We start from the raw sequence: 18,511 nt of genomic DNA, 5'->3' as shown, positions 1-18,511 counted from the left end.
CCAGAAGCCCTCCGCCCCCGACCATGCGGGTTAGCCACAAGCCACCCGGCAAGCCGCGACGATCCTGCCGTGGGGGTCAAAAAAAGCGCCGGGAGAGGCCGGCGCTGTCAAAACACATCCTGCTGAAGGATTCGGTTCACTCGTACTTGCGCACGTCGTCGATGACCTTGCCGTCATTGGCCAGACTGCCTGGCGCGCAGAACAGCACCTCGCCGCGCAATTTGGTGAGTTCGCGGATCGAACTGGCCACCGCCTCGGCGAGCCCTTGTGCCGGCGCCGCATGCTCACAGTGCAGGGTCATGCGGTCGGCGTGATCCGGATTGTCCACGACCAGACGTCCCCGGCCGATCTCCGGGTGACGCTTGAGTACCGCCGCCACCTGACCGGGATGCACGAACATGCCCTTGACCTTGGTGGTCTGGTCAGCGCGGCCCAGCCAGCCCTTGATGCGGACATTGGTCCGGCCGCAGGGCGAGGCGCCCGGCAGCACCGCCGACAGGTCGCCGGTACCGAAACGGATCAGGGGGTAGTCGGGGTTGAAGGTGGTCACCACCACTTCGCCCACCTCGCCGGGCGCCACCGGATCACCGGTACCCGGGCGGACGATCTCCAGCAGCACGTCCTCATCCAGCACCATGCCTTCACGGGCTGCCGTTTCAAAGGCAATCAAGCCCAGATCGGCAGTGGCATATGCCTGGTAGGCCTGGATGCCCCGGGCCGCCAGGGCCTCCCGCTGACTGGGGGGAAAGGCCTCACCGGACACGAAGGCCTTCTTCAGGCTGTCGATCTTCACGCCCAGCTCATCCGCCTTGTCGAGGATGATGCGCAGGAAGGACGGCGTGCCGGCATAGGCGTCGGGGCGCAGATCCTGCATGGCCGCCACCTGCTGCTCGGTCTGCCCGACGCCGGCTGGAAACACCGTGCAGCCGAGGGCGTGCGCCGCCGTTTCCATCATTGAGCCTGCCGGCGTGAAGTGGTACGAGAAGGTGTTGTGCACCAGATCGCCACTGCGGAAGCCCGCCGCATAGAAGGCCCGGGCCAGACGCCAGTAATCCTTGCGGGCGCCCTCCGGCTCGTAGATCGGCCCCGGAGAAGCGAAGACCCGGGCGCAGCCGGCCCCCCATTGCACGGCCGCCAGGCCACCAAAGGGGCGCGCCGCCTTCTGCAGCTCGGCCAGATCCGACTTGCGGGTCACCGGCAAGGTGGCGAGGGCTTCGCGGGTGGTGATGGTGGCCGGGTCCACGTCCTTCAGCAGGGCGGAGAAGGCCGGCGCATGAGCCTTGGCATGGGCCACCTGGGCCGGCAGGCGGGCCAGCAGCTCACGTTCCCGATCCAGAGGGTCGCGGGTTTCACGGGCGTCGTAGTAGTTCATGGTTTCTCCGCGAGCGGAAAGTTGTTCTTGTGGGGTCGAAGCGGGTTCGACTTTGTTTTTCAGCTTTACTGAACGGCGTTCCGTTGTTCCACCTTGCGTTGGCGGGGTCGCGCCCCCGCAGGCGCCCTACTTTCTTGCTTCGCCAAGAAAGTAGGCAAAGAAGGCGACCCGGCTTCACCGGTCATTCGCTTAGGCGAATGACTCCCCTGCGCTGCTCACAACGGGCGGCCGGCGCGGAACTCGCCCTTCGGGCTCAAACAGCCGCGCCGGACTTCCCCGCCCGTTGCTCCACTGCTCGGCGGTTCAGACGGGCTTTCAACCACGCACCGAGCCTCTTCGGATACCCGTAAGGCAACTGCCCCTTGAGCACCTGCCTTTCCTTTCCCCTCTGACGTGCCGACCGGAGGGTGTGACGGGCGGAAAAAGGGCTTCGCATGTTTGAGCCCGCAGGGCGAGTTTGCGAAGACCCCGCCCGGCACGCCCGGAGAGAGGGAACCCCCGAAGGGGGCGCGGCAGCGGGGTACGCTTTCTTGCCGACTTCTTTGTCGTGCAACAAAGAAGTCGGTCGGCCGCCGGGCCGAGACCCGGCCGATGTGACGTCGCAAACGGGAAAGCCCCAATGCCTGGCCCAAACCTCCTTACGACAACCAGCGCTTCCGCCGCCGGTAATGCTTAACTTCCCGGAAACTCTTCCGCCCCTCGGACGAAAGCCCCAGATAGAACTCCTTCACATCCTCGTTGGTGCGCAGGTCGGCAGCGTCGCCCTCCATCACCACCCGGCCGTTCTCCAGGATGTAGCCAAAATCCGCATACCGCAGGGCCACCATGGTGTTCTGCTCGGCCAGCAGGAAGCTCACGTTCTCCTTGCTGTTGAGATCCTTCACGATCTCGAAGATCTCCTCGACGATCTGCGGAGCGAGGCCCATGGAGGGCTCGTCGAGCAGGATCATCTCGGGTTTGGCCATCAGGGCCCGGCCAATGGCGCACATCTGCTGCTCGCCGCCAGAGGTGTAACCGGCCTGGGAGGTACGCCGCGTCTTGAGCCGGGGGAAGTAGTTGTAGACCTTGTCCAGGCTGTCCTTGAGCTCGGCCCGGGACTGGCTTCGGGTGTAAGCACCGGTGAGCAGGTTCTCCTCGATGGACAGGTGACCGAAACAGTGTCGGCCTTCCATCACCTGGATCACCCCCTTCTTCACCAGTTCGGCAGGCGTCCTCTGGTCGATGCGTTCGCCCTTGAACTCGACGCTGCCCTTGGTCACATCGCCACGCTCGGCGCGCAGCAGGTTGGAGATCGACTTGAGCGTGGTGCTCTTGCCGGCGCCATTGGCACCCAGCAAAGCCACGATCTTGCCCTGGGGCACCTGCAGGGAGACACCCTTGAGCACAAGGATCACGTGGTCGTAGATGACCTCGATGTTGTTGATGCTGAGGTAAGACATGGCAGCGGCCATCCCCATATTACGGGCGACTCACGTCACCCTCGATCTTGTTCTGTCGCGAAAACCCAATCTGCCGGTGCCTGGGGTGGCGAGAAACCGTAGCGAGCACCCCGAGGTCGCAAGGAGGAACGGAGCTGTACTGGAGTACAGCGAGTACCGGACTTGCGAGATCGGGGCGCGCAGTAGGTTTATCCCCGCCCCGATCAGCTTTCCTTGGAGCAGTCGCGGGGCTTGATGCCCTTTTCCTTGGCGTAGGCAGCGGCCGACTCTTCGATCATGCCGCGCACCAGCGGACGGTCGGAGTCCACCCAGTCGGTGATGACCTTCCACTGGCTGCCGTCCCACTGCTGGAACTTCACCTTGCCCGGACCTTCATGGTCGGCACAGGTGATCTTGAGGGCCGGCATGAAGCCGGTGGCACCCAGGGCCTTCAGGCGGGCGTCATCCAGATTGAGGTTCTCGAAGCCCCAGCGCATCTGCTCACCGGTCAGGGCCTTGCCCTTGCCGTACTTCTCCTGGGCCTTGCGGATCGCCTCGACGGTGATGATGCCGTGCACCACGCCGCGGTTGTAATACACCGAGCCGACGCGGGTCTTGTCTTCCATGTTGCCCTTGTTCTTGCCGTACACGTGCTTCTTGATGTCGGCCACGACCGGGTAGTTGGCACCCGCCACGTTGAAGCCGGCGGCGATGAAGCCCTTGGCTGCCGTACCGGCCGGGATGGTGTCTTCCTCGGCGCCGGACCACCACACGCCGATCAGCTTTTCACGGGGGAAGCCGGTCTTGGCGGCGGCCTTGATGGCGGTCGGGTTCATCACGCCCCAGCCCCACAGCACCACGTAGTCGGGCTTGGCCTGACGGATCTGCAGCCACTGGGACTGCTGCTCGTTGCCCGGGTGGGCCACGGCGATCTTGATCACTTCAAAGCCGTGCTTGGCCGCCAGCTTGTCCATGATGGCGTGGGACTCCTTGCCGTAGGCGGAGTCGTGGTAGAGCAGGCCGATCTTCTTGCCCTTCAGCTTGTCCATGCCGCCTTCCTTCTGGCCCATGAAGTTCACGATGGCTGAAGCCTGGGACCAGTAGGTGGTGATCATCGGGAAGACCCACGGGAAGACCCGGCCGTCGGCGGCATCGGTGCGACCGTAGCCGATGGTGACCATGGGGATCTTGTCCTGGGCGACCTTCTCGAGCACCGAGTAGGTGATGCCGGTGGAGACGGGCTGGAACACGGAGTTGCCGGTGCTGCCCTTCTTCTTCATGCGCTCGTAGCATTCAACACCGCGGGCGTTGTTGTATTCGGTTTCGCACTCTTCCCAGGTCAGCTTGACGCCATTGACGCCGCCGTCGCGCTCATTGACGAGCTGCATGTAGTCGATCCAGCCGCCGAACAGCCCGGAGCCACCTGCGGCGTAGGGGCCGACGCGATAGCTCGGCAGGCCGATGAACTGCTCCTCGTTGGCGCTGGCCATGGAGGAACCCAGCAGGCCGGCGATGACCGCGCCCAGCAGAACGGTTTTCTTCAGTTTCATGTGTTTGTCTCCTCTTTTATGGTGTGGGTGCTGCTCGCGGTGGGCGGAGGTCGCCCGGACGCTTTCGGTTAATGCGGGAAGGGCCACAGGCGCAGCTTCTCTTTCGCGATCTGCCAGAGTCGGGCCAAACCATGGGGCTCGACGATCAGGAAGAAGATGATCAGGCCGCCAAAGACGATGAGCTGGAAGTTGGACACGAAGCCTGCCCCCAGGGAATCGCCGAAGATGACCGGCACCACGTTGTCCAGGAAGATGGGCAGCAGCACGATGAAGGCCGCCCCCAGGAAAGAGCCCATGATCGAGCCCACCCCGCCGATGATGATCATGAACAGGATCTTGAAGGACAGGTCCAGGTTGAAGCCTTCCGGCTCGACGGTGCCGATGTAAGTGTAGGCATACAGGGCACCGGCCACACCGCAATAGAAGGAACTCACCGCGAAGGCCAGCAGCTTGGTGCGCATCAGGCGAAAGCCGATCACCTGGGCGGCCACGTCCATGTCCCGCACCGCCATCCAGGCCCGCCCGGTGGAGGAGCGCACCATGTTCTTGGCCAGCAGGGCCATGAAGGAGACAATCAGGAAGGTGAGGACGTACTTGGCCTCCGGTGTGGCGAAGGTGTAGCCGAGGATGGTCACGTCCTGGGCGGTCACCACGCCGGAGGACGAGTTGTTGGAGAACCACGGAAACTTGACCAGCGCCCAGACGATGAAGAACTGGGCCGCCAGGGTGGCCACGGCCAGATAGAAGCCCTTGATGCGCAGACTGGGCAAGCCGAACAGGATGCCCACCGCCGCCGCCGTCAGCCCGGCCAGGACCAGCGCCACCAGGAAGGGCATGCCCTCAATGCGCAGGATGAAGTTGTAGGCGGCGAAGGCCCCCACCGCCATGAAGGCCGCCGACCCGAGGGAGAGCTGGCCGGCGTAGCCGGTGAGGATGTTCAGGCCGATGGCGGCCAGGGAGAAGATCAGCACCGGGATCAGGATGGCCTTCAGCCAGTACTCGTTGGTCAGCAGAGGTACGGCCACGCCGAACACCAGCATCAGCACCCAGAACCCGATCTTGTCCTGACGGATCGGGAAGATCTGGGAATCTTCGGCGTAAGTGGCCTTGAACTGGCCGGCTTCACGATAAAGCATTGTTGTTGCTCCTTGTCTCTTCCTGTAGGGGCGAATTCATTCGCCCTCCACGCGTTGAATCAACGACATACCGTTGATCCCCATCCGCGGGCAGCTGCAGCCGCCCCTACACGTTCTCACACGCGGTCGATGTGCTTCTCGCCGAACAGCCCTTCAGGCCGTACCAGCAGGAAGGCCAGGGCCAGCATGTAGGGGAACCACCCCTCGATGCCGCCACCGACGAAGGGACCGACATACACCTCGGCGAGCTTTTCGGAGGCCCCGATGATCAGGCCACCGACAATGGCGCCGGGCACCGAGGTGAAACCACCCAGAATGAGCACCGGCAGTGCTTTGAGCGCTGTGAAGGTCAGGGCGAACTGCACGCCATTGCGGGCCCCCCAGATCATCCCGGCCACCAGGGCCACAAAGCCGGCCACGGCCCACACCACACGCCAGATGGTTTGCAGCGGAATACCGATGGACAGGGCCGCCTGGTGGTCGTCGGCCACCGCACGCAGCGCCCGGCCCACCTTGGTATATTGGAACAACAGGGCTAGCAGGGCCACCAGGGACGCCGCCACACCGGCTGCGAACAGGTCGAACTTGGAAACGCCGATCTCGTAGTTGTCCATCAACCATGCAATCGGCTCATCGACGATGCCCAGGTCGAGGCCACGCACGTTGGCACCCCAGGTCATCTGGGCCAGGCCCTCGACCACGTAGGTCAGGCCGATGGTGGCCATGAACAGGGTGATGTGAGGCTGATTGACCAGCGGGCGCAGCACGATGCGCTCGGTGGCGATGCCCAGCACGATCATGGCAATGAACGCGAGCAGGAAGGCCAGCCAGAACACCACACTGCTGTCCGCCTCCAGACCAAGCCAGCCGGGCAACACCTCCTGGAAGCCGACGAAGGTCAGCGCGGCAAAGAACACCATCGCCCCCTGGGCGAAGTTGAAGACGCCGGAGGCTTTGTAGATCAGCACGAAGCCGAGGGCCACCAGGGCGTACATGACGCCCGACAGCAAGCCGCCGACGAGTACCTCGATGAAGAATTGCATTTGTCTTTTCTCCCCGCCTTAATGCGTCGTGCCCAGGTAGGCCTTGATGACGTCCGGGTTGTTCTTGACCTCGTCCGGTTCGCCGTCACCGATCTTCTTGCCGTAATCCAGCACCACGACCCGGTCGGAGATGTCCATCACCACGCCCATGTCGTGCTCGATGAGCACGATGGTGGTGCCGTAGTGGTCATTCACGTCGAGGATGAAGCGACACATGTCCTGCTTCTCCTCCACGTTCATGCCCGCCATCGGCTCGTCCAGCAGCAGGATGTGGGGCTCGGCGGCGAGCGCCCGGGCCAGCTCGACCCGCTTCTGCAAGCCGTAGGGCAGGCGCCCGACCGGCGTCTTGCGGATGTCCTGGATCTCAAGGAATTCGATGACCTCTTCCACCTTGATGCGGTGTGCGATCTCCTCTTTCTGCGCGGCCCCCCAGTAGAGGGCGTGCTGCAGGAAGTTGCACTTCATCTTGAGGTTGCGCCCGGTCATGATGTTGTCGAGCACGGTCATGCCCTTGAACAGGGCAATGTTCTGGAAGGTTCGGGCAATGCCCTGCTCCGCGGCCTCGTGGGGCTCCATCTTCTTGCGCAGGGCGCCCTTGAAGAAGATCTGCCCTTCCTGGGGGTGATACACCCCGTTGATCACGTTGAGCATCGAGCTCTTGCCGGCGCCGTTGGGGCCGATGATGGAGCGGATCTCGTGCTCCTTGACGTTGAAGCTGATGTCGGTAAGCGCCTTCACGCCACCGAAGCGCAGGGAGATGTTCTGGAGGTCGACGATCACGTCGCCAATCTGTCTGGCCATGTCGGTCTCCGTCTCAGGCCGCTTTCCGCGCCTGGGGCGGGAAAGTCTTGGCGTCCTCGATACGAAGCGTGGCAGACACCTTGTTGGTGCGGCCGTCCTCGTAGGTCACCTGGGTTTCGATGAACTGTTCCTTCTTGCCGCTGTAGAGCGCATCGATCAGCTCCTCGTATTTCTCGGCCACGAAGTTGCGGCGCACCTTGCGGGTCCGGGTCAGTTCGCCATCGTCGGCATCGAGCTCCTTGTGCAGCACCAGAAAACGCTTGATCTGGGACTCGCTCATGTTGGCGTCGCTGGCCAGATCGGCATTCACCTTCTCGACGCACTCGCGGATCAACTCGTACACCTGAGGCTGGCAGGCCAGATCGGTGTAGCCGGCGTAGGCCATGCCCTTGCGCTCGGCCCAGTTGCCCACGGCTTCCAAATCGATATTGACGAAGGCGGTGACGAAATCCCTGCCATTGCCAAAACACACCACTTCCTTGATGTGCTGGAAGAACTTGAGCTTGTTCTCGATGTAGTTCGGGGCAAACATGCCGCCACCTGTGAGCTTGCCCACGTCCTTGGCCCGGTCGATGATCTTCAGGTGGCCGTCCTCGTCGAAGAAGCCCGCGTCGCCGGTCATGAAGTAGCCGTCGGCATTGATGGACTCCGCGGTGGCATCGGGGCGCTTGTAGTAGGCCTTCAACAACATGGGGCCGCGCACCAGGATCTCGCCGTTGTCGGCCAGCTTGACCTCCACGTTCGGCGCGGGTGTGCCGACCGAATCCAGCTTGATCTGACCGTCCGGCTGCAGGCACACATAGGCGCAGGTTTCGGTCTGGCCGTAGAGCTGCTTGAGGTTGATGCCGATGGAACGGTAGAAGCGGAACAGGTCGGGGCCGATGGCCGCGCCCGCGGTGTAGGCCACGCGGATGCGGCTCATGCCCAGCACGTTCTTCAGCGGGCCATACACCAGGATGTTGCCCAGGGCGTACTGCAGGCGGTCGCCAGCGGAAACCGGCTTGCCGTCGAGGATGTCCGCGCCGCAGCGCTTCGCCACGTCCATGAAATGCTGGAAGACACTGCGCTTGATGCTGCTGGCGTCCTCCATGCGGATCATCACCTGGGTCAGCAGGTTTTCAAAAACCCGCGGCGGGGCAAAGTAATAGGTGGGGCCGATCTCGCGCAGATCGCCCATCACCGTCTCGCCGGATTCCGGGCAGTTGATGGTGAAGCCGGCCACCAGGGCCTGGGCATAGGAGAACAGGTGGTCACCCACCCACGCCATGGGCAGGTAGGAAAGGATGTCCTCCTGGTCGGTCAGGGAATCAAAGCTACAACCGCCCCGGGCCGCCGCGATGAAAGCCGCGTGGCTTTGACACACGCCCTTGGGCTTGCCGGTGGTGCCGGAGGTATACAACATCACCGAGACGTCGTCGGGGCTGCCCTTGTCGATCTCGTTGCCCAGGAAGTCGGGGTGATTCTGGTCGTGGATGCGCCCCATCTCCAGCAGCTCGTCCAGCCCGTGCAGGAAAGTCTGGTTGTAATGGCGCAGGCCGCGGGGGTCGTCGTAGATAACATGCTCGAGCAGGGGAAGGTCTCCCTTGATTTCGAGCATCTTGTCCACCTGTTCCTGGTCTTCGACACAGGCAAAGCGGATCTCCGCATCCTGCATCACGTAGGCCATTTCCTGGGCCACGGCATCCTGGTACATCATCACCGGAATACCACCCAGACACTGGGCTGCGGCAACCGACCAGTACAGGCGCGGCCGGTTGTCACCCACCACCGCCAGACGGTCGCCGCGCTTGAAGCCCAGCTCCGCCAACCCGCTTGCAATCGACCTCACCCGTTCGGCCACTTCGGCCCAGGTGTAGGTCTGCCAGATCCCGTATTCCTTCTCGCGCATCGCCGGCCGGTTGGGCCGCTGCCGTGCATGGTGCATCAACAGGCGCGGAAAGGTATCCAGGCCCACGGCATCCGCGGCTGTCGCTCGGGTATTGGACATACCCCATCCTCCTCCGGTTTGTCTCGGTCTCGTCCCCGCCGCTGCACCGCCCCTCTCCGAAGGAGCCCGGCAGGTGGCGACGGATTGTCTTTTTTGCTGGAGCCCAGTGTTGCAAACCAAGTTTGCTCAACTGTTTTTCAAATGTACGGAATTGTGAACACCCCGGACACCGGCCGACCCGGCCCACGGGAAGTGCAAACCGGCCTGACGGCCGGTCGCTGAAGGAAGGATGTCGCTGAAGGGCCCTGGCGCATCGCGCTCACGGAGGCCCGTGGCACACCACGCAGAGCTTGTTGCCGTCGGGATCTCGGAAATAGGCGCCGTAGTAATGGGCGTGGTATTCGGGCCTCAAGCCCGGCCCGCCCTCGGACTGGCCACCATGGGCCATGGCCGATGCGAAGGCCTGATCGACCACCTCACGGCGGTCGGCCAGGAAGGCCGTCATGTGCCCGTTTCCCGGCTGCGGTGCCTGTTGATCGTAGGGCTTGCCGATCAGGAACAACGGCCGCGGGCCCGGGCTGGACTGCCATCCGGCCCAGGGCCTGGCCTTGTCGCAGAAGCGTGCCTCGACGCCCAGCACCTTCATCAAGGGAGTGTAGAAGGCCAACGCCCGCTCGAAGTCACTGACACCGACAAAGACATGGGAAAACACGGAAACCTCCTGATCAGGGGGGCAATATGCCACATGCCGACGTGGATCCGGCTATGCCGCGCGCCGCCAGCAGCCCGGTGCCCGGCGCGGAGACCGAGCTGACCCACGGAGGTCGGCAGAACCGTGCGGAAGCTTGACCCACACGGCTCGAGATTCCGTGGCGGAACTAATCGCCCCAGCGGGCCGAGCCCAGGGCCTCGGCGACCGCCAGGGCACGGGCCTCCCGCAGGGCATCGCTGGCGATGTCGGCCTCGCCAAGCCCGGCACAGGCCTGCGCGGCCCGCTGGAGCAACACCGCCTTCGGGTAGCTGCGGGTCGCACGTCCGGGGTAGGCGCGATAGTCACAGGCACACACCGCCAGGAGATCATTGAAACGCCCGGGACGGGCAAAGGCATCGACCCGCTCCAGCATGGCCACCAAGGAACCCGCGCGCATCTCGGTGGCCCGATGCACACGCTCCAGCTCGTGCAGCGCCAGAACCGCCAGATCAACGCAATCGGCCGGCAGGCCCAAGCGCCCGGCAATGGCATGGATGCGTGGCAGGCCGCGCTCCATGTGGCGATAGTGGAAGGGCAGATGCTCGGGCGGCGAGTCCGCCTTGCCCACCTGGCACAGCAACAAGGCGCAACGCACCGCCAACGGCGCCTGCTGGCGGGCCGCCTCATCGACACAGCGCAGCACGTGCTCCCCCAGATCCACGCTGGGCGGGTCATCAGCGCTCTGGGGAACCCCGAACAGGGCCTCCAGCTCCGGCAACAGCCGGCCCAGGGCACCACAGGCGCGCAACACCCGCAGCATCCGTGACGGCGCGGCCGCCATCAGCCCCTCCGCCAGCGCCGGCCAGGCCTCGGCGGGCGACAGCGGATCAAGCAGGCCCTCCTCCACCTGCCGCGCCATCAGGGCCAGGGTTTCGGCATCCACGTCCCTATCCGGCCCCGTGGAAGCCGCGACGGCGATCTGCAGCAGGGTGAGGGCCGGAGGGCGAATCAGCGCACCGATGGCGGCAGGCAGCGGAGTGGAACTCATGTCGGATCTCGTCGGGAATGGGGGGTTTGCTACGTGCAGAGGGGCGCATCCCCTGGGTGAAGCAAGAATGAGCCCAGCGTCCGCGCCTTGGCAATTCGGCAGCCGGCGCCCCCTCCGTTTCGGGGATAATCGGCCGCTCCCCCCGTCGCCTCCACCCCAATGAAGATTCTCGAATACACGGGCCTCGACACCCATCGGGTCGCCGCCGCCTATCGCAAGGTTTGCACTGCCATCGCCCGCGGGGACTTTCAGGCAGCGCAGGTGAAAAAGCTGGCCCAGGGCAGCCTCCACGGCAGCCCCTGCTACCGGGCACGCCTGAACGATGCCGACCGGCTGCTGTTCGTGCTGATCCGCCACGGGGATGAGGTCTGCGCCCTGATGCTGGAGGTGATCGCCCATCACCGCTACGACAGCTCCCGCTTCCTGCGCGGTGCGCGGATCGACCCCGAGCAGATCGACACGGGCGAGGACATCGATGCGGAGCAGGCCACCTCCGCCGCGCGGCAGGGCTGCGCACTACGCTATCTCCATCCGGAACGCAGCACCGTCCATCTGCTCGACAAGCCCCTGTCCTTCGACGATGCCCAGGAGGCCGTCTACCGCCAGCCCCCGCCGCTGATCCTGGTGGGCAGCGCCGGCAGCGGCAAGACCGCCCTCACCCTCGAAAAGCTCAAACACGCCACCGGTGAAGTGCTCTACGTCACCCATTCCGCCTACCTGGCCCAATCCGCCCGCGACCTCTACCACGCCCATGGCTACGAGCACGGGGACCAGGACGCGGTGTTCCTGTCCTACCGGGAGTTCATCGAATCGATCCGCGTGCCAGCGGGGCGGGAGGCCACCTGGCGCGACTTCACCGGCTGGTTTGCGCGCATCCGCCAGGGCTTTCGCGGCATCGACCCGCACCAGGCCTTCGAGGAGATCCGCGGCGTGATTGCCGCCTCGGCCGACGGCGTGCTGAACCGGGCCGCCTACCAGGCCCTGGGCGTGCGCCAGTCGATCTTCCCGGCGGCAAGCCGCGACAGCCTGTACGACCTGTTCGAGAAATACCGGGCCTGGCTTGACGAGGCCGGGCTGTATGACCTCAACCTGGTGGCCCAGGCCTGGCGCCCCCTGGCCGCACCACGCTACGATTTCGTGGTGGTGGACGAGGTGCAGGATCTCACCCCGGCGCAGCTTACCCTGGTGCTCGCCACCCAGAAGAAGGCCGGCCACTTCCTGCTGTGCGGCGACTCCAACCAGATCGTTCACCCCAACTTCTTCTCCTGGAGCCAGGTCAAGAGCCTGTTCTGGCGCGACGCCGAACTCGCCCGGCGACAAGAACTCGCCGTTCTCAGCGCCAACTTCCGCAACAGCCAGCAGGCCACCCGGGTGGCCAACACCCTGCTCAAGATCAAGCACCGGCGCTTCGGCTCCATCGACCGGGAAAGCAACTTCCTGGTGGACGCCGTTGGCGGCGAACCCGGCGAACTGGCCCTGCTGGCCGACCAGGACAAGGCCCTGCGCGAACTCGACGCAAGCAGCCGCCGCTCCACCCGCTTCGCCGTACTGGTGCTGCGCGACGAAGACAAGGCCGCCGCCCGCCAGCGCTTCGCCACGCCGCTGCTGTTCTCCATTCACGAGGCCAAGGGCCTGGAGTACGACAACATCGTGCTCTACCGCTTCATCTCCGACAATCGCCAGGCCTTCAGCGACATCGTCGAAGGCGTGAACAAGGCCGACCTCGCCACCGACGACCTCGCCTACCGCCGCGCCCGCGACAAGGAAGACAAGTCGCTGGAGATCTACAAGTTCTTCGTCAACGCCCTCTACGTCGCCCTCACCCGGGCCACCCGCAATCTCTACCTGGTCGAGTCCGACACCACCCATCCCCTGTTCGCTCTGCTCGACCTGGCCCAGGGTGCAAACGCCAAGGTGGAGGCGGCCAAGTCATCCCTCGAAGACTGGCAAAAGGAAGCCCGCAAGCTCGAACTGCAGGGCAAGCAGGAGCAGGCCGACGCCATCCGCCGCGACATCCTGCGCCAGAGCCCGGTGCCCTGGCCGGTGACCGACGAGGCCCGGCTGCGCGAACTGCTGCAGAAGACCTTCCACGACAAGGCCCCCGGCAACAAGCACAAGCAGACCCTCTACGAATACGCCACCTGTCACGACGAGCCCGAACTCGCCCGCCACCTGCTGGGCGACGCCGATTTCAGTGCTGCCCAGGGCTTTGCCCAGCAACGCAGCACCCTCGGCCGCAAAACCTGGATGGGCTACTTCCAGCGCAACTTCAAGGACATCCTGCGCCAGTGCGACCAGCACGGCATCGAGCATCGCCTGCCCATGAACCAGACCCCGCTGATGGCCGCCGCCGCCGCGGGCAACATCGCCCTGGTGGATGCCCTGCTCGAACGGGGCGCCAACCTGGAGAACACCGACCACCACGGCTGGAACGCCGGGCACTGGGCCCTGCGCGAAGCCCTGCGCGACCCCACCTACGCCCGCGGCCCCTTCGCCGCCATCTTCGAACGGGTTGCGCCTTCGACCCTCGACGTGAACGTGGGCGAACGCCTCGTCCGCATCGACCGCAACCACAGCGAATACCTGCTCTTCCAGACCCTGTGGACCCTGTTCCGCAGCCGCTTCAATACCCGCCAGCGCAAACCCTTTGCCGCCTTCGAAACCGCCGACATCCTCGACGCGTGGCAGCATCTGCCGGCCAGCGTGCTGCGCCCCGAGCGCGCCAAGCGCCAGCACATCAGCAGCGTCCTGTCACGCAACGAAGCCGCCCGCGACTACGCCTACAACCGCCGCCTGTTTGTTCGCGTGGAACTCGGCTGGTACCAGCTCAATCCTCAGATCTCCGTCCGCCGCAGGGACAAGGAAGATGCCGGCAGCGAAGCCTGGACGCCCCTGTGCCAGGCCCTCAACCTGCCCCTCGCCACCGAATTCACCCATCTCGAAAACCTCGGCGCAGCCATCCGCCTCGCCGCGGCCGCCGGCATCGCCATCGACGCCCGCCCCCTCCTCAAGCGCCCCCTTATCGCCCGCGCCGAAGAAGCCCAGCGTGCCCAGGAGGCCATGGAACGGGTGCGCGAAGAGGCCCGCGAACGCTTCAACGCCAGCCGCCGCAAACCCATCGTCGACGAACTGCCCAAGTGGGGAACGCCCCAGGCCAAAGCCCGCGAGATCGAACGCATCCGCGCCGAGATCGCGGCGCGGCATGCGGCGGAGGCGGAGGCGGAGGCGGAGAAAAAAGGACAATAGGGCACTCCGGCGAGCAAGGCTGGAGCGCCCTGGACTCACTTGCCCACCTCCCGCGCCAGCCCCCTGCGCCCGTTGCTGGCCGGCACGGCGATCTCACACGGAGATATCGCAGACAGATACTACCCCCCCTCCCGGACGCTACCGGCAAGAGCACTCAACAAGCCGGCCGTGAGCGCTATGGGCATCAGCCCCCTGCTCAATGGCCAGCCCGCGGCCTGGCGGGCGGCTCGCTCTCCGGTCAACAGTGCCTGGCCATCACCGAATTGCACCCGGAGATTTTCCCGGCGGACGGCCGTCCGAACGTCATCATCAACCCTACCGGCATGGCCGTGTTCGATGATGGCCACACGGTCGGCGAAGCCTTGGATGTTTATCGACAAGTCCTGGCCGACCCCAACAGCGCCGCAAGTCTATCCAACACACCCAACCCCGATACGCCAGAGGGCATCGCTTTTGTTCAGGCCTGGGAAAGGGCTGTCCGCTTCAAGAACAGCCCCGAAGGCCAGACCTGGGACAGCAACAGTGTCTGGACGACCGACGCCTTGGGCAAGCCGGTGCCGCAGATTGAGCAATCCCGGCCAGACGCGGAATTTGCCGCCATGGCGGCTCAGCGCCAAACGGGCGCCAGCTTTTCACTCAACCTGCTCTTCCCGGAACGCAGCGCCAGCCTCAATCACACGCCAGCGCCTGACAACGCAAGACGGCACGCTTCTGGTCTTGACCCATCAAGGCTATTCAAAACGCATATTATCTTGGATAATCACGCAATCTCAAGGAACACCAAGGTCTCGAAGCTCCCCAGTCAAGGGACGCCAGCGCCGCCCCAACCGAAATCATCATGAACACACCGTCAAACGTCTGGCGACACCTGCCATGCCTCTTGGGATTGGCGATGTTGTTGCCACACGCCGGCACTTCGGTTGCCGGCGAAGCGCCGGATATCGCCAGCGGCATCCTGGCAAGAGTCCTGGCTTTCAATCTGAAGGCCGCTCAGACCACTGCCGCCTTGGCCGGCGTACCCAAAACCCCCTTGCCGGTTACCGACTCCGGCGCGTACACCCACATGAATGCCGTGTGGTGGATGGACAACCATCGCCTCATCTTCAATGGCAGCGCACCCGGCACCCCGCCCAATGACGCAGATCCACAGTCTCGCCGGTTTGGCATTCTTATATGGGATGTCCGGGATAATTCAATCGAGGTATTTCAAGACAATAGAGGACGGAAAAAGGACGAGGGATGGGAACTTGTCTGCGTTTCCCACGAGACTCAATGGATTAACTACCAGCGCGAAGAGTTCACAAAACTAAAGCCATTCAAAGAGTGGCGAGGCTATGTGCGACGAGGGGTGATAGGTTCCGAGGTCGAAGAGATTGGCCTCGGTGCAGCCGCTCCAACACCGCAAAACACGCGCAGAATATCGAATCCGGCACGACATCCATACACCTGCGAGCCAAAACCTGACGGCTATGCACCACGACAATTAGTTGAAGGCCGTTCAACCATTGCTTTGCTCGAAGAACACGGATACGTGGATATAGGCCCCTACCCCAGCACACCGAAGAAGCTCAAGGAATCTCAGGATATTTACTACAAGGTCGGCGCCAAGCCCGTTCCCTTGGACTTTGAAATGGGACGCCCATTCGGAGATCGTTTTTTTTACTTTTCTGGCAATGGTGGCTATCACCCGTTCCTTAATCGTTACCAGTGGGGCATCAACCCGGTGACACTGTTCAACCCTGACGATGGCTCCATCACGTCGCACCTGATGCCGCCGATTCTGGGTGCCAACCCCTTGTGGCCGATTCTGTCGTCCCATTCCCAGCACTCCTGCTCCATCGGAATTACAGCCACCCGAGAGGGCTTCATTGTCCAGTGCTCAGGCTTTCCGGAAGCCGGACTCTATCAATGGCTGCCGACCCAAGACAACACGGTCACCGCCCTGGTCCAGGGCGAAGAAACCGACCAACACGGACAAATCTCCCCGGACGGCTGCCGCTTCGCCTTTGTGTCCTGGAAACCCCGGCGTATCAGTCGCACCAGCGATATCCCCGAACGTGACAAGACGCTCAAAGTGATGAACCTGTGCGGAGAGACCCGGTAATGAGCGATGCGCCCGCCGCCACCACCAAGCGACAAAGCAATGTCCTCCATCCCGAAGAGATTCCAGATACACGGGGAACCGGACAAGGAAGGTTGCTGGCGACATGCTCCCCTAGAACCCGAATGCATCACAAGAGTTAAAGAAAAAGCGATGAGCGAACAACTGATCAGCAGACAAGTCAGAGTCAACCTCTTGGGGCTGGCAACCTTGTTGCTCGCCGCCTGCACGGTGCCGCCCATCCTCTCGGGCCGTCGCCCTCCCGACAACTCTCCCCCCAACTTGACCAGTTTTACCCGTGCCATGTTGGAAAGTGGCTGCCATGATTTGCCCTACGGTGTGAATGAAGCCGCCGTTCGGGCTTGCCTCCAGCAGTCGGCCTCCATACTTCCGCCCTTTGACCCCGCGCATCCTGAGCGATTTGGGCTGGAATACGATCCGGCAAAGTATCTTGAATGCATGAGCAACGGATGGATCGGCATGTCCCGCTTCCCGCTTCCTGCCGGCAAAGGCAACTTTCAAAGCATCAGAATATCGGGCGACACCAATTGCGAGCGTTATATCCGCCTCAAACCCGACGAACCCGAAGTCTGGCCCACCGCTGCGCGCCCCACCCTGCCCGATCTGCCCGACGGCCGCATCTACAACCCACCTCCGCTCGACCCAGACAACAAGGATCTGCATCGCCAATCCATCGCCTATTTTTTTAGGCTGTGCACGGGCGAAGCCAAAGAAACCATCCTGCACACCGCCAAAGACGTTGAGGGCATTTACTTTGTCCGCCCCCATGTGGCTATCAGCGCAGGGGAGGAGTTGGAGCCGCACCTGTTGGAGCATGTGGTCGGCATTGGCCCGTCCAGCAGGGTGGCTTCCTTCCGGCCCCCAACCGCCCCGGCGGCAAACCGTGGGGCCGATTGGTACACACGAACACTGGCCTTGTCTTACGCGATGCGGGATTTGCTGATCCCCGCCCTACGCTGGCCGCAATCGACCACGCCCTATGTGCCCGGCGCCCCGCCGCCGCAGTGGCAGCCGGAGGACTTCAGCTTCCTGCCGGCCTATGAATACGTGGAGTTTCCACGCTGGGAGGTGCCGGCACACAGCCCTCAGCCCTATATGCGGGCCATGCGCCACCCCAAGCTGGATATCTATATGGACCAGCAGAGTGGCGACCGGGTGCCCAAGCCCTATTGGCGCAACGATAAGCCGCTCTTTCAGCCGATCGGCCAACTCCAGGCACGCTATGGCGTGACGTGGCGCGGCTTTGAAGCCAGCCCCGGGGACCGGGCGCTGGGCATCTACGGCAATGAGTACATCATCATCGATCTCGCCCGCAACGAGGTCATGGCTTACGCCCGTACCTTCGTCTTTAGCGGGCGCCCCTCGGCCAAGTACTGGGCAAAAAAAGGCGGCTGGGGGGACAACACCGCGGAATGCCGCCCTCTCATCAGCATGGGGGATTTTACTGACCGAGTGCTCGCACCCCGTAACACCTTCAAGGTGGGAGCAAGCAGGCCATGACTGCATCCGTCAACGATAGTGCCACCGAGGCGACGAGCATGTCGATTGCAGACTTGGTGCAATACCGCTATGACATGTTGCTGGCACAAATGGCTTCGGAAGTTTACGGGCTGAAGCCCGGCCTCTCCGAAAGAGAGCTTTATTCGACCCTGCAAAAAGGCAACTCCTTCCAGGACCCCGCCCACCCCGAAGACGACACCGCCCGCATCGGCAACCAACGCTTTACCGACAGCCAGATCACCGATTTCAAGAACACGTTCACGGTTGTCGCCGTCTCATCGGAGACCAGCGCAGCAGGTGACTTTGCCGTACTGCTTCAGCGTATAGATGGCACCGGTTACGTATATGCCTTCCGGAGCACACAACCGGCAAGCCAGCAATACAACGAGCAGAAGATCGGCGCCTATGAGCAGGACTCGGCCAACAACCTGCAAATGTCGACCTATGGCGTGGGCCTGTCCCAATTGGATGGCTTCGATCGGTTCATCCAAAAAACGGCGCCGCTGCTCAACGGCCAGCCCGCGGCCTGCGCGGGCGGCTCGCTCTCCGGTCAACAGTGCCTGGCCATCACCGAATTGCACCCGGAGATTTTCCCGGCGGACGGCCGTCCGAACGTCATCATCAACCCTACCGGCATGGCCGTGTTCGATGATGGCC

At 63.5% G+C, this 18,511-nt stretch carries 14 protein-coding genes; 5 read left to right on the top strand and 9 right to left on the bottom strand.

Going from position 1 to position 18,511, the window contains the following annotated elements; translation table 11 throughout:
• Positions 1-136: 136 nt before the first annotated feature.
• The 9 genes from J0L98_RS14130 to J0L98_RS14090 all read right to left on the bottom strand — a co-directional run bounded on the left by J0L98_RS14130 (position 137) and on the right by J0L98_RS14090 (position 10,986).
• Positions 137-1,372 carry an AMP-binding protein gene (locus J0L98_RS14130; RefSeq protein WP_296412413.1) on the bottom strand — a complete coding sequence of 412 codons (1,236 nt, stop codon included), beginning with the start codon at positions 1,370-1,372 and terminating at the stop codon, positions 137-139.
• Between the two features lie 638 nt (positions 1,373-2,010).
• Positions 2,011-2,811, bottom strand: a complete 801-nt coding sequence (locus tag J0L98_RS14125) for an ABC transporter ATP-binding protein (RefSeq protein ID WP_296412412.1) — start codon at positions 2,809-2,811, stop codon at positions 2,011-2,013.
• Between the two features lie 203 nt (positions 2,812-3,014).
• Positions 3,015-4,340: an ABC transporter substrate-binding protein gene (locus J0L98_RS14120; protein WP_296412411.1), complete on the bottom strand. Its 1,326-nt coding sequence runs from the start codon at positions 4,338-4,340 to the stop codon at positions 3,015-3,017.
• 68 nt (positions 4,341-4,408) lie between these two features.
• Positions 4,409-5,476, bottom strand: a complete 1,068-nt coding sequence (locus J0L98_RS14115) for a branched-chain amino acid ABC transporter permease (RefSeq protein WP_296412410.1) — start codon at positions 5,474-5,476, stop codon at positions 4,409-4,411.
• Positions 5,477-5,592: 116 nt separating this feature from the next.
• Entirely contained in the window at positions 5,593-6,519 is a 927-nt protein-coding gene (locus J0L98_RS14110; protein WP_296406281.1) for a branched-chain amino acid ABC transporter permease, read from the bottom strand.
• A gap of 18 nt (positions 6,520-6,537) precedes the next feature.
• Positions 6,538-7,320 (bottom strand): ABC transporter ATP-binding protein, encoded by a 783-nt coding sequence (locus tag J0L98_RS14105; protein WP_296412409.1) that lies wholly within the window; start codon positions 7,318-7,320, stop codon positions 6,538-6,540.
• Between the two features lie 13 nt (positions 7,321-7,333).
• On the bottom strand, positions 7,334-9,307 hold the full coding sequence (locus J0L98_RS14100) for an AMP-binding protein (RefSeq protein WP_296412408.1): 1,974 nt from the start codon (positions 9,305-9,307) through the stop codon (positions 7,334-7,336).
• Between the two features lie 259 nt (positions 9,308-9,566).
• A complete protein-coding gene (locus J0L98_RS14095; protein ID WP_296412407.1) occupies positions 9,567-9,959 on the bottom strand; it encodes a VOC family protein in 393 nt (130 codons plus the stop codon).
• 166 nt (positions 9,960-10,125) lie between these two features.
• Complete coding sequence (locus J0L98_RS14090) at positions 10,126-10,986, bottom strand: tRNA nucleotidyltransferase (RefSeq protein WP_296412406.1); 861 nt, start codon at positions 10,984-10,986, stop codon at positions 10,126-10,128.
• Between the two features lie 159 nt (positions 10,987-11,145).
• Between J0L98_RS14090 and J0L98_RS14085 the strand changes: the two genes are divergently transcribed.
• The 5 genes from J0L98_RS14085 to J0L98_RS14065 all read left to right on the top strand — a co-directional run.
• Positions 11,146-14,232, top strand: coding sequence for a hypothetical protein (locus J0L98_RS14085; protein WP_296412405.1), 3,087 nt, complete (start codon positions 11,146-11,148; stop codon positions 14,230-14,232).
• Between the two features lie 263 nt (positions 14,233-14,495).
• The gene (locus tag J0L98_RS14080) at positions 14,496-15,074 is read left to right on the top strand and encodes a hypothetical protein (protein ID WP_296412404.1); all 579 of its coding nucleotides are present in this window, start codon (positions 14,496-14,498) and stop codon (positions 15,072-15,074) included.
• Positions 15,071-16,336 carry a hypothetical protein gene (locus tag J0L98_RS14075; RefSeq protein WP_296412403.1) on the top strand — a complete coding sequence of 422 codons (1,266 nt, stop codon included), beginning with the start codon at positions 15,071-15,073 and terminating at the stop codon, positions 16,334-16,336. The genes J0L98_RS14080 and J0L98_RS14075 overlap by 4 nt, the downstream gene beginning before the upstream one ends.
• Positions 16,337-16,486: 150 nt before the next feature.
• Positions 16,487-17,854, top strand: a complete 1,368-nt coding sequence (locus J0L98_RS14070; RefSeq protein WP_296412402.1) for a hypothetical protein — start codon at positions 16,487-16,489, stop codon at positions 17,852-17,854.
• On the top strand, positions 17,851-18,511 hold a 661-nt coding region (locus tag J0L98_RS14065), incomplete at its 3' end, for a hypothetical protein (RefSeq protein ID WP_296412401.1). The genes J0L98_RS14070 and J0L98_RS14065, both read left to right, overlap by 4 nt.

The sequence above is a fragment of the Zoogloea sp. genome, assembly GCF_017302315.1.
Classification (GTDB): Bacteria; Pseudomonadota; Gammaproteobacteria; order Burkholderiales; family Rhodocyclaceae; genus Zoogloea.
Note: the sequence above shows the minus strand (reverse complement) of the source record. Positions and strands in the feature narration are given on the sequence as shown.

Coding starts and splice junctions, on each gene's coding strand:
- J0L98_RS14130 (WP_296412413.1), bottom strand. CDS start 1,372: ATGAACTACTACGACGCCCGTGAAACCCGCGACCCTCTGGATCGGGAA.
- J0L98_RS14125 (WP_296412412.1), bottom strand. CDS start 2,811: ATGTCTTACCTCAGCATCAACAACATCGAGGTCATCTACGACCACGTG.
- J0L98_RS14120 (WP_296412411.1), bottom strand. CDS start 4,340: ATGAAACTGAAGAAAACCGTTCTGCTGGGCGCGGTCATCGCCGGCCTG.
- J0L98_RS14115 (WP_296412410.1), bottom strand. CDS start 5,476: ATGCTTTATCGTGAAGCCGGCCAGTTCAAGGCCACTTACGCCGAAGAT.
- J0L98_RS14110 (WP_296406281.1), bottom strand. CDS start 6,519: ATGCAATTCTTCATCGAGGTACTCGTCGGCGGCTTGCTGTCGGGCGTC.
- J0L98_RS14105 (WP_296412409.1), bottom strand. CDS start 7,320: ATGGCCAGACAGATTGGCGACGTGATCGTCGACCTCCAGAACATCTCC.
- J0L98_RS14100 (WP_296412408.1), bottom strand. CDS start 9,307: ATGTCCAATACCCGAGCGACAGCCGCGGATGCCGTGGGCCTGGATACC.
- J0L98_RS14090 (WP_296412406.1), bottom strand. CDS start 10,986: ATGAGTTCCACTCCGCTGCCTGCCGCCATCGGTGCGCTGATTCGCCCT.
- J0L98_RS14085 (WP_296412405.1), top strand. CDS start 11,146: ATGAAGATTCTCGAATACACGGGCCTCGACACCCATCGGGTCGCCGCC.
- J0L98_RS14075 (WP_296412403.1), top strand. CDS start 15,071: ATGAACACACCGTCAAACGTCTGGCGACACCTGCCATGCCTCTTGGGA.
- J0L98_RS14070 (WP_296412402.1), top strand. CDS start 16,487: ATGAGCGAACAACTGATCAGCAGACAAGTCAGAGTCAACCTCTTGGGG.